12 protein-coding genes are annotated in these 13994 nt (G+C 35.0%); 9 read left to right on the top strand and 3 right to left on the bottom strand.

Going from position 1 to position 13994, the window contains the following annotated elements:
* Positions 1-18 precede the first annotated feature (18 nt).
* Positions 19-669 carry a response regulator transcription factor gene (locus JKA74_RS19615; protein WP_201432943.1) on the bottom strand — a complete coding sequence of 217 codons (651 nt, stop codon included), beginning with the start codon at positions 667-669 and terminating at the stop codon, positions 19-21.
* Positions 662-2074: a response regulator gene (locus JKA74_RS19610; RefSeq protein ID WP_201432942.1), complete on the bottom strand. Its 1413-nt coding sequence runs from the start codon at positions 2072-2074 to the stop codon at positions 662-664. Before JKA74_RS19610 ends, JKA74_RS19615 begins: the two co-directional genes overlap by 8 nt.
* A 708-nt stretch (positions 2075-2782) precedes the next feature.
* On the opposite strand from JKA74_RS19610, the gene JKA74_RS19605 reads away from it, so the two are divergent.
* The 9 genes from JKA74_RS19605 to JKA74_RS19565 all read left to right on the top strand — a co-directional run bounded on the left by JKA74_RS19605 (position 2783) and on the right by JKA74_RS19565 (position 13367).
* Positions 2783-4684 carry a methyl-accepting chemotaxis protein gene (locus tag JKA74_RS19605; protein ID WP_201432941.1) on the top strand — a complete coding sequence of 634 codons (1902 nt, stop codon included), beginning with the start codon at positions 2783-2785 and terminating at the stop codon, positions 4682-4684.
* Positions 4685-4688: 4 nt separating this feature from the next.
* Entirely contained in the window at positions 4689-5210 is a 522-nt protein-coding gene (locus JKA74_RS19600) for a chemotaxis protein CheW (protein ID WP_201432940.1), read from the top strand.
* The gene (locus JKA74_RS19595; RefSeq protein ID WP_201432939.1) at positions 5203-5655 is read left to right on the top strand and encodes a chemotaxis protein CheD; all 453 of its coding nucleotides are present in this window, start codon (positions 5203-5205) and stop codon (positions 5653-5655) included. Before JKA74_RS19600 ends, JKA74_RS19595 begins: the two co-directional genes overlap by 8 nt.
* A gap of 109 nt (positions 5656-5764) precedes the next feature.
* Positions 5765-6121, top strand: a complete 357-nt coding sequence (locus tag JKA74_RS19590) for a response regulator (RefSeq protein ID WP_201432938.1) — start codon at positions 5765-5767, stop codon at positions 6119-6121.
* Positions 6121-7158 (top strand): chemotaxis-specific protein-glutamate methyltransferase CheB, encoded by a 1038-nt coding sequence (gene cheB / locus JKA74_RS19585; protein ID WP_201432937.1) that lies wholly within the window; start codon positions 6121-6123, stop codon positions 7156-7158. The genes JKA74_RS19590 and cheB overlap by 1 nt, the downstream gene beginning before the upstream one ends.
* A 12-nt stretch (positions 7159-7170) precedes the next feature.
* The gene (locus JKA74_RS19580) at positions 7171-9009 is read left to right on the top strand and encodes a chemotaxis protein CheA (RefSeq protein WP_201432936.1); all 1839 of its coding nucleotides are present in this window, start codon (positions 7171-7173) and stop codon (positions 9007-9009) included.
* A 12-nt stretch (positions 9010-9021) separates the two neighbouring features.
* Positions 9022-9627 carry a hypothetical protein gene (locus tag JKA74_RS19575; protein ID WP_201432935.1) on the top strand — a complete coding sequence of 202 codons (606 nt, stop codon included), beginning with the start codon at positions 9022-9024 and terminating at the stop codon, positions 9625-9627.
* Complete coding sequence (locus JKA74_RS19570; protein ID WP_201432934.1) at positions 9617-12532, top strand: PAS domain S-box protein; 2916 nt, start codon at positions 9617-9619, stop codon at positions 12530-12532. Before JKA74_RS19575 ends, JKA74_RS19570 begins: the two co-directional genes overlap by 11 nt.
* Complete coding sequence (locus tag JKA74_RS19565; RefSeq protein ID WP_201432933.1) at positions 12522-13367, top strand: CheR family methyltransferase; 846 nt, start codon at positions 12522-12524, stop codon at positions 13365-13367. Before JKA74_RS19570 ends, JKA74_RS19565 begins: the two co-directional genes overlap by 11 nt.
* A 99-nt stretch (positions 13368-13466) precedes the next feature.
* Here the strand turns inward: JKA74_RS19565 and JKA74_RS19560 are convergent, their stop codons facing one another.
* Complete coding sequence (locus JKA74_RS19560) at positions 13467-13733, bottom strand: (2Fe-2S) ferredoxin domain-containing protein (RefSeq protein WP_201432932.1); 267 nt, start codon at positions 13731-13733, stop codon at positions 13467-13469.
* Positions 13734-13994 lie beyond the last annotated feature (261 nt).

The raw sequence follows: 13994 nt of genomic DNA, 5'->3' as shown, positions 1-13994 counted from the left end.
TCTTCAAAATCTCCTTTGCTACTCGATTAAGTCGAGCTCTGTCACCTTATTTATAAGTTCGATGGAATTTTTCACTCCCAGTTTTTGCATGAGATTTGCTCGGTGAGTGTCAACTGTTCTATTACTTATATATAAGGTATCAGCTATTTGTAAACTGGAATAACCTTTCATAATGAGTTTAATTACTTCTAGTTCCCTTTTAGTAATTACAATCTTCTCCTGAGTAAGCATTTTCTTTTTTTGTTTGAGGTTACGAATGTAATTGCTCACCATCACCTCTCTCACCTCTTTGCTATAGAAATTTTGGCCTTCCATCACTTTTTTCACACCTTCTAAAAGTTCTTCTTTTGCAGCTCCTTTATGAATGTAGCCATGAACCCCGTTTTCCATGCATGTATTAATGTATTTTTCATCTAGGTACATGCTCAACATAATTATTTTGGGCACATATTTATTCATCAGAATTTCTGTAGCAGCCTCTATCCCATTTTTTTCAGGCATGGAAATGTCCATCAATAATAGGTCAGGCTCCAAAATATTGCTCATTTCAATGGCTTCTTGTCCATTTTTGGCCTCTCCTATTACTTTAATTCCTTTATCAGATTCTAAAAACATTTTAATTCCATCCCTCATTAAGTGATGATCATCGGCCAATAAAACTTTAAGCATAATTTTCTCCTTTCAAATGGATGATAATACTGGTACCAAATTGGCTATCAGAGTTCAAGTCCATCTCTCCATGCATTGCATTTACCCTATCTTTAATATTAACTAAACCATGGCATTGTAATTTTGAATTCCCTTCACGCATTCTGCAAGTATCGAAACCAATGCCATCATCTTCTATAGTAATTTGAACATTACTATTATCCTTGTAAATCTGTAGGGATATTTTCTTTGCATGGGCATGTTTTAAGCTATTGTTAAAAGCTTCTTGCACTATTCTGTAAATATTAATTTTGTGCACTTCTAATTCCTTGGGTTTCAAGTTAGAATTGAAGTCTACCGCAACACCAAAACCTTTAAAAGTTTCACATAATTGAAATAAGCAGCTCTGAAGATCAAATTCCCTTAATTTGGAAGGCATTAAATCATTAGATATTTTCTTAGTTTCTTCTATGGTTTGATTAAGTAAGTGAGTAATCTCAGTATTGATTGCCCCTTTATCTTCTAAAGAACTCATTTTCATTTTTATTAGATTTAACATTTGTCCAATGCCATCGTGTAAATCTCTACTAATCCTTGCTCGCTCATTTTCTACTCCTTCTAATTGTGCCGCAAGCTTTTGCTGTTCCCTTAATTTAGTATTTCTCAATCTTTCTAATTCAAGAGTAGCATCGGCAAACATAATTAAAAATTGATCTTGCTCAGCTTTAAAAAAATTTGCGGTAGTAATATAAATATTATTGATAGGATACTTATTCTCTCCAAAGTTCATGTTCAGAATAAGATTATTATCTAATTCTGAATTTAACATTTTCAGCTCTTTTCCTGAAATAAGGTTGTCATCTAAACTACTCAAATGTAGTTTCGCTCCTAAAACATAGTCTGTTACTACATCAGCAGAAATATTTAACAACTTACTCCCAAAATTATTTATATATTTAATTCTAAAGTCAACATCTACCACCACCACCCCGCTTTCCATTTCACTTAATATTGTTGAAAGCAAATTTTGAGATGCCTGATTCGCAAGTTCATATTGATGTTTAAAAAGAGTAAGTTCCATATTTGCCAATAATTCCATTTCGGCAAATGGCTTATATATAAAACTATACGGAAAGGTGATTTTAGCCCTATTAATACTACTGCTATCATTTAAGCCGGTAAGATAAATTACAGGAATATTTTTAAGCTTGTTGATTTCAATTGAGGTTTCTATTCCATCGTATAAACCTTCCAGCATTACGTCCAATAAAATAATATCCGGAGTATGTAGTTTTACAAAGTTTATAGCTTCCAAACCACTAGTTAACAATCCCAATATTTCATAATTAGCTTTTCTGAGTACACTTTCTAAGTACATACCCACCATGGGTTCATCCTCAACAATTAAAACTTTATTTGATTGCATATTTTAAGCATACCTAACCCTTGTGCCAATTGAATAATTACGACTCTTAAGTTATTGATTAGTCTATTAAAATCAAATTTATCAATGAATTGAACCAAAGTTAATTTAGTAACTTTTGCTGATATTCTAATTTTTACCTAGAAGTTTTAGCATACTTTCTATGAATCATGAACTGATCATAAAGTTGTCCATGGCATTTACAAATTTCTAAAAGTCTCGGAACAAGTTATATCAGCTGAACCAAAAGAAGTATCGGGCAGTGAATCTGATGAAAAAGTTTTTGACCAACTGAATGTGGCGAAAACTTAAGCTCTGAAGCAATCAAAAGTCAAGTTGAAAAAGAGGTAAATTAAAGATTCCACTGTAATAACTAATAGCTGGTGTGGGTACATTTATTTAATAAGATAAAAAATGTATCAAACTACTGGCTGAATGGCCAAAAAAGGCAGGAAAATTATTCTCATATGTGCATATGGTTATCAGCAATAGTAAAGGAAGAATCCTAGGTGTAATTCTTGAAAAAATCATAACTCTTTTTGACGAATTCTTTTAATACACTGATTTATAATAATTTAAAATATTATATAAGTAAAGTTACCTACTAATAAACTCTGTATTTATTACTATAAAAAATACAGAAATATATGGATTGATTACCATTTCTTCCTTGACTAGCTTCACCCTATCACTAAAAATTAAGATAATATTATGGTAAAAGCAGCCACTAATTTAAAAGAAAACATAGTTACCAAGCCCACTGGAACAGTAGCTATTGATACCGATTCCGAAAACCTTAAAAACTACCTTGAGGCTATTGATAATGCTTTCGCCTCCATTGAATTTAACCCTGAGGGAATTATTTTAAATGCCAATGCTGATTTTTTAACCGCCACAGGTTATAAGCTAAAAGAAATCAAAGGAGAGCATCACCGGATTTTTGTATCAGATGAATATGCCAACAGTAAAGAGTATAAAGCCTTCTGGAAAGCATTGGCTGACGGACAATCACAAACAGGTGAATTTTTGAGGTATTGTAAAAATGGCGATGAGCTGTGGCTGCAAGCTTCCTATACAAGTATAAAAGATGAATCCGGTAAAGTAGCAAAGGTAATTAAATATGGACAGGATATTACTAAAAGAAAACAAGCAGAACTTGCAGGTGAAAAAAACCTCAAAAATTATCTTTCCGCAGTGGATAAAGCCTTTGCTACTATTGAGTTTGATCCTAAGGGCAACATTTTGAATGCAAATGATCAATTTTTAAATGCAGTAGGCTATTCTTTGAATGAAATCAAAGGAAAACATCATAAAATATTTGTTTCGGCTAAACATGCTCAAAGTAACGACTATACAACCTTCTGGAATGCTTTAGGGTCCGGAGAATCTCAAACAGGTGAATTTCTACGCTACCGAAAAGATGGTAAAGAGCTTTGGTTACAAGCTTCTTATACCGCCATTCCTGATGAGAATGGCAAGGTCGTAAAGGTAATGAAGTATGCCCAGGACATCACCGCAAGAAAACATGCAGAAATAGCCGGTAAAAAATCTACAGAGGAACAATTGGAAATCATTGAGGTCATCCGTGCCATGGCTAAAGGTGATTTAACCAAACGTGTAGATAGTAACTCAGAAGTAGCGGGAGAAGTAAATTCTGCCTTAAACGGACTGAATGAGGTGCTTTCTAAAATCAACACCAGTGCTGATTATGTAGCCAAATCATCCGATGATTTGCTATCAAGAAGTGAAAGCATCAAAAACAGCTCAAATGAAGTAGCTTCCGCAATTTCTCAAATGGCTAAGGGTGCACAAGATCAGGCTTTAAGAACTGATGAATCTTCAAAACTGGTAGATGGTGTAATGACGTCATCTATGGAAATGCAGGGAAAGGCAGATATTATTAAAAAGACTGCTGAAGACGGGCAAAAACGTTCTGAAGAAGGTTTGAAAATCATCAAAAACCTTGTCGCTAATATGACGGGTATTGATAGCTCAGCAGAAAAAACTTCTGCTTCTATAGCCATCCTTACTGAACGTGCTGAAGAAATTGGCAGAACACTTAATGTAATTACCGATATAGCTGCACAAACTAATTTATTAGCCCTAAATGCTGCAATTGAAGCTGCCAGAGCTGGTGATGCAGGTCGCGGATTTGCAGTAGTGGCAGAAGAAATTAGAAAATTGGCTGAAGACAGCAGAAAATCAGCAGTGGACATTGAAAAAATCATTAGCGATGTGCAAAAAGATACTGTTTCTGCAGGAAAAGCCATTGAGAGTATGCAAAGCAGTGTGAAAGAAGGTGGAAGTGCTACCAAAGATGCCGAAAGCATTTTCGTGGAAATTGCCAGCTCAAGTGATGTAACTTTCCAGCACTCAAAAGAAATACTTTCCTCTTCATTAGGCCAGAAAGAGTCAATTGATGCAGTGGTGAAAAATATTGAACAAATTGTGGTAGTAGCTGAAGAAACAGCAGCAGGAACACAACAAATTGCCAGCTCTTCTCAGGAATTAAATGCTGGAATGGAGGAAATTACCGCATCAAGCACCCAACTAAGTAAAATTGCAGAAGACTTAAAAGCAGGAATCGAAAAATTCACTTTAACTAAAGCCTAATCTGATGGAAACGATAAAAGAAAAAAATCAAAAATCGGAAAATGGGCAGAAGTCACAACTGATCGTTTTCCGCCTTGGAGACGAGGAATATGGTCTGCAGATAGGACAAATTAAAGAAGTAGTGCCAACTCCTCATATCACGCGCTTGCCACAAACACCGAGCTATGTGAAAGGTGTGGCCAACATAAGAGGTAACATCATCGCAGTGGTAGATCTTGAGGAGAAGTTTGGTCTTAAAAAAGAAGATCAGCAGGAACAAAAAGATAACTACACCCTCGTGATTGAAAGCAATGAAGTAAAGATGGGCGTTTTAGTACGGGAATTACCTAACACCCTGAATGTAACACAATCACAAATTGAAGATGCCGGCAATATCATCCAGGATGGCAATTCCGATCAATCCTACATTAAAGGAATAGTAAAGCTGGAAGATAGGCTAATTATTATGCTGGATGTATTCAAGACCATGAGTGAAAATGAATTAAGCAGTGTATTTAAACACAATAAAAGTAATGAGAATGCTTGAGCACGCACTTAATTTAGGAGATTTCATTGTCACTAAAGAGGCTGTTAATATAGCATGCTACGGTTTAGGTTCCTGCGTTGGCCTCTTTCTTTATGATCGGTTAAATAAAATTTCAGGAGCTGCTCATGTGGTTTTAGCCGATGAACTGGAAAAAGGCACTACCTATAATGCTAAAACTGCTTTCGAAAAACTGATAGAAGAGATTGAAAAAATCGGAGGCAATAAAGATGCTTTGAGAGCTAAAATTGTAGGGGGTGCCAATCTTTCTAATACAGGATTTAATATAGGCCAAAAAAATGTGGACACTTTAGTAAAACTCATAAGAGACAATAAAATATTTATGGCCGGGCAAGATGTAGGTGGCTCCAAAAGCCGCACTGCCCGCTTTAACACCTTAAATGGAGACCTAATGGTTTCCTCACAAAATACACACTACGAAATTTAAATAGAGCCTATTAGGCAATTACACGAGAATCATTTGCAACTAATTGAAATTCAGAATCAAATGAAAATATTTTGTATAAATATAAGAAACCATATAAAAAATTAAGATAATGGGAAAGAAAGTTTTAATAGTAGATGACTCGCTTTATATGAGGACACTCATAAAAGATGCCCTGGAAGAAGGGGGATACGAAATTGTAGGACAAGCCGCCAACGGAGAGGAAGCCATTGACCTCGCATTTGAGCTACAACCCGATATTATTACGCTGGATAATATCCTACCTGATATGATAGGTACTGATATTCTAAAAGTATATAAAGACGAAGGACTTCCTTCAAAAGTATATATGATCAGTGCAGTAGGCCAGGACTCAGTAATTAAAGAAGGCCTTAGTTTGGGTGCGGAGGATTATATAGTAAAGCCATTCACCTCTGAGCAACTTATAAAAGCTTTAGCTAAAGCCTAATGAGCTCACTTAATAAAATATCGGTTTTGGTGGTGGAAGATTCTGCCCTAATGCGCATTTTACTTTCCGACATAATTAATGCTGATAAAAGTATTGAATTAATAGGAACCGCTAAAAATGGGTTGGAAGGCGTGGAAAAAGCACAGAAACTACGCCCGGATGTAATCATTTCCGATATGATAATGCCGGAATATGATGGGCTCTATCTTGTGAAGAGGATAATGAATGATAATCCTACTCCGGTTATTTTACTAAGTGCATTGGATAAAAATAATGAATTAATTCTTGATGCCTTACAGAAAGGGGCTTTTGATTTTTTAGATAAACCCAAGGAGGATATCACAAAATCTATAAAAGCTAAAAATTATCCTTTGACCGATTTGGTTAAAGTTGCCGCTCAATCCAACATTAAAAACTTTAAAGTAAAGGAGAATAAAAACAGCCATGCTTTTAACGGCAGTTTAAATTATAAGCTGATCGTGATTGGCGCCTCCACAGGTGGTCCGGGGGCAATTGAAAACATAATTTTACAATTGCCTAATAACCTAATACTACCAATTATTATAGCACAGCATATGCCTGAAAGCTTTATTCAATCTTTTGCTAAGCGGCTAAATTTACTTACAGAATTGCAGGTTAAAGTAGCAGAATCAGGAGAGGAATTAAAGCCAGGATATATCTATCTGGCACCAGGAACTGCAAATTTGGAGTTGAGGAAAAACCCGCATTCAGATGGTGTTATCACTCATTTTTCAAAAAAGCAATATGTAGAATTTAATTATCCTTCTATTGATTGTATAATGGAATCCGCAGCTAAAATATACGGCAGCAAAATGATTGGTGTAATATTGACCGGCATGGGAAAAGATGGTTCAGAAGGCTTAAAAAAAGTGAAAGAAAAGGGTGGCATTACCATAGCTCAGGATGAAAAAACCGCTGTAGTGTATGGTATGCCCAAAAATGCATTTGATACAGGTGCCACAGACAGATTAGTACCTATCGATCAAATGGGTGGCTATTTAGTAAGTTGTTTATAGAATATTCTAGAGATGTCGAACAAAGAAAAAGAATATAAAGATTTATTTATTTCGGAAGCTTCCCAGATGGTGGGCGAATTAGAAAATTTCCTTACCAAACTGGAAAAAGAACCTTCCGATACAAAAACGATTGATAGCATTTTCAGAATCACTCATACACTAAAGGGAAATGCAGCAGGTATGGGTTATGAGGTAATTTCAAAATTCGCCCATGCCCTGGAAGATTTGTTTTCAGAAATTAAAAACAAGACAATTCTTTTAGAAGCAGATATCTTCAATTCGCTTTTCAAAGCCACCGATACTTTAAATGAACTAGTAAATGCGTTGTCAGATGAAACCTTAGTAGTAAAACACAGAGGAATTCAGCGCAAACTGGAGGTTATAGTAGAAAACAATAAAAAAACTATAGCAGCAAATAAAAGCCCACAAAGCAGCACTAAAAAAGCTATTACAGGTAAAAACCTACAAACAAAAACACCTGGTAAAACTCAGGAAACATCTGACAAAGAAAAAAAATTAGAACAATTACAATCTCAGTTAGACTCCCATCATCAGGAAAATAAAAAAACTGAGGAGCTACAAACCGAAGCTTATGATGAAAACCACCAAATGATTCAAGCTTGTGAAAATGAACCTAAAAAAATCAGCTTTTCGGACATGGTGCAAGTTCCGGTTCAGAAACTTGACAACCTCTTAAACTTAGTAGGAGAATTAATAATTGAAAGAGACCGATTAATTACCACTCATGAAGCCAATGTATCGCGTAATGAATTTAACCGATTACGCAGGGTAACTTCCGATCTGCAATATTCAGTCATGGATGTAAGACTGGTTCAGGTAGGCTTTCTCTTCAATAAATTTCACAGAGTGGTGAGAGATGCTGCTTCAACAGAGAAAAAACAAGTGGATTTAGTGATTGAAGGCAGTGAAACGGAAATAGACCGTAATATACTGCAAATCATTTCTGACTCCCTTATCCACCTGATTCGCAATGCAATTGGTCATGGATTGGAAAGTGAAAAAGATAGACTTGCACAAAAGAAACAAGGAGTAGGAAAACTGACCCTATCGGCTCGTAATGAGAGCGAAGGAGTAGTAATAGATATTAAAGATGATGGAAAGGGCATTGACATTGAGCGGATTAAAGCTAAAATTGTCCAAAAAGGATGGTTGGATACTATTACTGCCGAAAAAATGTCTAAAGAAGAAATTATCTCTTTCATATTCGAGCCGGGCTTTTCAACTAATGAAACTGTTAACAGCATTTCAGGCAGAGGCGTAGGCATGGATGTGGTAAAAAAAGCAATAGATTCCGTAGGAGGTAATATCAAAGTGAGTACCGAGGCCGGAAAAGGATCTACATTTACACTGATTTTACCGTCATCAATGGCTGTAAAAGCTACTTTACTATTTGAAGTTGGGCATGCGCAATATGCAGTACCATTGGCCTATACCGATGCGGTTCTTTCACTTGAAAGAAAGAAAATACATAAAATACAAAATCGTCTAATGATTAACCATCAGGGCAACACCATTGAAACTATATTTTTACGTAATCTTTTCTTCCCTGAAATGAGCTTAAAGAATGAATTACACGACCAATCGGCAGCAAAATGGAATGTGATATTGGTGAATTACAATGGCCGAAAATTAGGTTTAGTGGTGGATAAGCTCCTTCAACAAAAAGAAATAGTGGAGAAACCTCTCAAAAAACCTGTAGATTTTGTCCGTTTCATTAGTGGGGTTACTATTTTAGGAAATGGTAAGGTTTGCCTTGTCATCAATATCCCTCAGGTTATTCAAAAATTATTTAATCATTCACTTACAGTTAACGCTACCGCAGTAGCATAGAATTATAAGATCATGATAATCAATAAAGAACTTAAAACCCTATCTCAAAAGATATTTTTGAAAGGTTACCAAAATGCCAGCAAATCATTTTCAAGCCTTTCGGGAGATCAGGTCACTGTTAAAAATTTTGAGTTGCATTTTGGAGAGGCACCTGACTTATTGTATAAAATAATTAAAACACGAAATCCAACAGTACTCATCACTGATATTATTGGAGAAGTCAAAGGAAAAAGTTATCTGGTTTTCAATGAAACTGACGCCAAAGCTGTACCTGAAATGCTTATAAGTAAAATGAAAACTTTAGAAACTAACCCGGATTTTTGTGAAATCATACTCAAAGAAGTAGATAATATGGTTTCAGCCTCAGTCATTACTGAATTATCCAATCAACTGGATTTAAAAATTTATGGTGATGTGCCTAAATATTTTTCACCGGATATTGTGAATAAAGAATGGTTATTGGAAGAAATGGAAAATAATAAAGAAATGTTTGCTATACTTTCATCGGCTAATTTTGCCTTTAAAGGAAACTACAAAATTAGCCCATATTTTATCTGGATATTAGACAAAGATTTCTACAAAACACTAAGCGGGAAAAAACTAAACCATGCGAATTGATCTCTACCATCGTTTCTTAATTGTTGGGTTTATCGGTATGTTGATGGCCTTTTCAGCAAGCATCGCCTTAACAATATTTTTAAAAGATATAAATGCTGTTTACCACTTAAGTATTTACGGACTGGCACTTATCTTCATTATAATAATAGTGAGAAATTACAAAAAAGAGAGGAATGGAATCAAAGAAATTTCAGATTTAGCGACCGATTTAGAGGTGAAAGATGAAGCCTTAGAATATAATTCATCCAACCAATGGACAAGAAATTTCTATACTGATCTTTTAGCAAATAGAAAAAAAATTCAACAAGCAACTGAATGGATTAACGCAATAGCAAAAGGTGAACAGCTGGAAATTGAGCAGGATCAGTCCAATCATTTAGCAGGAGCTATCAAAAATTTGCAATCTGAATTAATCAAATTCAGGACAAAAGAAGAAAAACGTACCTGGCAGGCGGAGGGCCTGGCAAAATTTGCTGAATTATTAAGAACCTACAATGATAATATGCGAGATTTTGCTTTTCATATCATCAGTGAAACTATCAAATACGTGGGCGGTAGTCAAGGTGCTATTTTCTTAGTTAAAAAGGAGGACGAACAGGAATATTTAGATATGGCAGGCTGCTATGCTTATGAAAGAAGGAGGCAAGCTAAAATGCGTATTGAAAAAGGGGAAGGCCTGGTAGGGCAATGCTTACAAGAGAAAGATCTGATTTACATAACAAATGTACCCGAGCAATATGTGAAAATCACATCAGGTTTAGGCCAATCATTACCTCGTCATATTTTGGTTTTACCATTAATCAATAACGAAATCATGGTAGGAGCCATTGAAATAGCCTCATTCAAACTTCTCGAAGATTACCAGATTGAATTCCTGAAAGATTTGGCTAAAAATATTGCTGCATCTATTTCCATCATTCAAGTAAATGAAAGTACGCAGCATTTACTTGAAGACTCACAAAAAATGGCCAATGAGTTGCAAGCCAACGAAGAGGAAATGCGGCAAAATATGGAAGAGATGGAGGCCACCCAAGAAGAAATGGCACGAAATCAAGTGGAGCTGGACAGCGTGTTTAATGCTATTAATAATACGTTACTGAAAGCAGAGTTCTCAACTGAAGGACAAATACTCAACTTAAATAAAAAATTTATCGATTTTCTGGAATGGGATAATGTGGATATTCAAAGTAAGAATCATCAAAATATTTGCACAGATCCTAAACAAGCTGAAAAAATTTGGTCTAAGATACTATCCGGTGAAAATTTAATTATAGAGTACCCAACCTATAATAACAAAATGGAAAAAATTTGGTTAGAGGCCTCTTATTCACCTGTAGTAGATGTAAATGGTAAAACAAGTAAAATACTTCTTTTGGGAGAGGATATTACACAAAAAGTAGCTAATGAAGAAGAACAAAAAAGGCTTTCATTAGTAGCAGATAATACTGATAATTCAGTAATTATCACAGATGAGAATGGCTTAATTGAATATGTAAATACAGGTTTCGAAAAAATGACCGGCTATGTATTAGCCGAAATTAAAGGAAAAAAGCCCGGTGAATTTCTTCAGGGGCCTGAAACCAACCAAGAAATTAAAAGAAAAATTAGTCAACTACTTAAAGAAGAAAAGCCTATTTATGAAGAAATTCTCAACTATAACAAAGCAGGAAACACGTACTGGGTTTCATTAGCCATTAACCCTGTGAGAGATGAAGAAGGTAAATTAAAAAATTACATTGCTGTACAAGCAGACATTACCCAAACCAAAAAGTCTGCTCTTGATGCCAAATATAAGCTGGAAGCCATAAGTAGATCCAATGCGGTGATAGAATTTGACACTAATGGAATTATACTTGAAGCCAACGATAATTATTTAACTATTATAGGTTATTCCAGAGAAGAATTAATCGGGCAATCGCACGAAATGCTTGTTAGCAATGAACTAAAAAAAGAAAAAAAATACCAACAGTTATGGAAAGACCTATCTGAAGGTCAATTTATTTCAGGAGAATTTGATCGAGTGACTAAATCCGGAAAAAACGTGATTTTAAAAGGGGTATTTAATCCAATTTTCGATATCAACGGAAAGGCTATAAAAATAGTGCAGTTCGTGACAGATATCACCCAGGAAAAATTACTTGAAAAAGAAAATAAAAGGCATCAGATTGACTTACTGAATCACATGGAAGCCATTAATAAAACCATTGGTTCACTTGAGTTTAATGGGGAGGGGAAAATAATCAATGCCAATGAAATCTACTTAAGCATCACAGGCTTCAAATTAGAGGACATTCAGGGAAAATCCTATTTCGATTTGTTGCCTGAGCAAGATCGGTTTAAGCCACAATATCAATTAATGTGGGAAAGCCTTCAAAATGGCAAGTTTTTTTCAGGTGAATTTAAACAGGTAGATAAACAAGGACATGAAGTTTGGCTTTCAGGCACTATCAACCCTATTTACAATGACGAGAATGGTTTGAGAAAAGTACTAATGCTTGCACAGTTTACCACACAATCAAAACAAAAATTGAATGAACTCAGTGGATCTGTTTCGGCCATGAAAGGGGTAATTCCTATTTTGGAATTGAATATTGATTTTAGTTTAAAAAATGCCAACCCTCTATTTTTTGAAACTTCAGGTTATAGCAGAATGACCCTTAAAAATATATCCTTTGAGAATCATTTTAAGCTTGACAAAAGTATAACAGCCCAAACAATTTTAAGCGAACTCAGAAATGGTAAACGCATAGAAACCAGCTTACAATTTAAAACCCTTGGTGGAAATTGGATCAGCTCAAAAGTAAGCTTAGCAGGTGTACAGAACCTAGATCTGGAATTAGATAAAATCATTATCCTTTTTACCGGATTGATGGAAAATCAAATAAAAATAAAAAATGTCAATTGAAAATGATTTTACGCCCACCATAAATATTACGGATGAAGAAATGCGCTCCATTCAGGATGCCATTATGCAACGATATGGTATCGATTTTCACAACTACGAACCAAAATCATTCAAGCGCAGAATTCAGCGGATTTATCGCAAATTCGGCTTTCAATCTAGCTTTGATTTGTGGAGCCGTGCATTGAAAGATAAAGATTTTGTGCATGATTTCATCAATGAAGTCTCGGTAGGCCTCACTTCTTTATTCCGAAATCCGGAATTTTGGCAAACATTTAAAACTCTATGCGAATTACAATTTTCTAAAACTTACCCACTCCATGTATGGCATGCAGGCTGTTCATCCGGAGAAGAAATTTACACCACTGCCATAGTATGGGATGAATTAGGTTATACACGAAGAGTAAAAAGCCTGGCAACAGATATTTCTTCCTCTGCATTAGAACAAGCACAAAGCGGTAAAATTAACCGCGCCAAATTACCCGAATATGAGCGAAATTTAAAAAGCTACAACCCCAAAATATCATTAAGTCAGTATTTTTCCGAAACTGAAAAAGAAGTGACTTTTAAGCCCGAACATCTACGGCATGTAACATTTCGTAATTCCAACCTCATTATGGAGGATTATGGCAATGAACAGTACAATATAATTTTTTGTAGAAATGTACTAATTTATTTTGATGGCCCGGCTAAAGCAAAAGTGATAGAAAAAATATATCAATCGCTAAAACCAGGAGGGTTTTTAATAGTTGGTTTCCTGGATTCCATGTTGAGCTACCTGGATGAAAGCAAATTTGAGTATTTTGATTTATCTAATAGGATTTTTCGAAAGCTTTAGAGGTTGGTTTATATTTTAAAAATATCTCTTTTAACATCCGTAAAGGAAACTGAATTGACTATCAGTAGATATAGATCAGGCCATGTTTAAACAGGAGGCCTAAGAAGATGGTTTTTCAAATAGTTTGTTCAAAATGGCTTTGGCCTCTCTACTACTTACTTTATGATATAAGTGATCCTGTACAATAAGATTAGGACCTGATTTACAAAAATCCATACACTTGGTTTTTATAATCCTTACCTCATCTTTCAGGTTATTTTCTTTTATCAATTCTTTCAGCGCACTTTTCAGTTGTTCGCTGCCATTTTTCTGGCAATCTTTTGATCCACAGATAAATATATATTTTTGATTTTGGTTTGATCGCATCACTAATCTTCAAAAATAAGAAATCGATTGCTTTAATAATCGTTTCTTATCAAATTAAGTTGGGGTGAATTTATTTTGAAGACCTGGTATCGGATTAATCAATTTAAATAGACGGCACAGATAGATGTATTAAACAAGTGGAATTATGAGCCCAAAGCTCATCAGTTAGGAAACTGTTACCACTTGTATAAAGGAAAAAAGGATTTAAGAGATTAAAGATATATTAAACTCTTAAATCCTTTTTTAAGTAATTCAAAACAT

The organism is Marivirga aurantiaca (assembly GCF_016679925.1).
GTDB lineage: Bacteria > Bacteroidota > Bacteroidia > Cytophagales > Cyclobacteriaceae > Marivirga > Marivirga aurantiaca.
Note: the sequence above shows the minus strand (reverse complement) of the source record. Positions and strands in the feature narration are given on the sequence as shown.

Coding starts and splice junctions, on each gene's coding strand:
- JKA74_RS19570 (WP_201432934.1), top strand. CDS start 9,617: ATGCGAATTGATCTCTACCATCGTTTCTTAATTGTTGGGTTTATCGGT.
- cheB (WP_201432937.1), top strand. CDS start 6,121: ATGAGCTCACTTAATAAAATATCGGTTTTGGTGGTGGAAGATTCTGCC.
- JKA74_RS19560 (WP_201432932.1), bottom strand. CDS start 13,733: ATGCGATCAAACCAAAATCAAAAATATATATTTATCTGTGGATCAAAA.
- JKA74_RS19590 (WP_201432938.1), top strand. CDS start 5,765: ATGGGAAAGAAAGTTTTAATAGTAGATGACTCGCTTTATATGAGGACA.
- JKA74_RS19565 (WP_201432933.1), top strand. CDS start 12,522: ATGTCAATTGAAAATGATTTTACGCCCACCATAAATATTACGGATGAA.
- JKA74_RS19615 (WP_201432943.1), bottom strand. CDS start 669: ATGCTTAAAGTTTTATTGGCCGATGATCATCACTTAATGAGGGATGGA.
- JKA74_RS19595 (WP_201432939.1), top strand. CDS start 5,203: ATGCTTGAGCACGCACTTAATTTAGGAGATTTCATTGTCACTAAAGAG.
- JKA74_RS19575 (WP_201432935.1), top strand. CDS start 9,022: ATGATAATCAATAAAGAACTTAAAACCCTATCTCAAAAGATATTTTTG.
- JKA74_RS19610 (WP_201432942.1), bottom strand. CDS start 2,074: ATGCAATCAAATAAAGTTTTAATTGTTGAGGATGAACCCATGGTGGGT.
- JKA74_RS19580 (WP_201432936.1), top strand. CDS start 7,171: ATGTCGAACAAAGAAAAAGAATATAAAGATTTATTTATTTCGGAAGCT.
- JKA74_RS19600 (WP_201432940.1), top strand. CDS start 4,689: ATGGAAACGATAAAAGAAAAAAATCAAAAATCGGAAAATGGGCAGAAG.
- JKA74_RS19605 (WP_201432941.1), top strand. CDS start 2,783: ATGGTAAAAGCAGCCACTAATTTAAAAGAAAACATAGTTACCAAGCCC.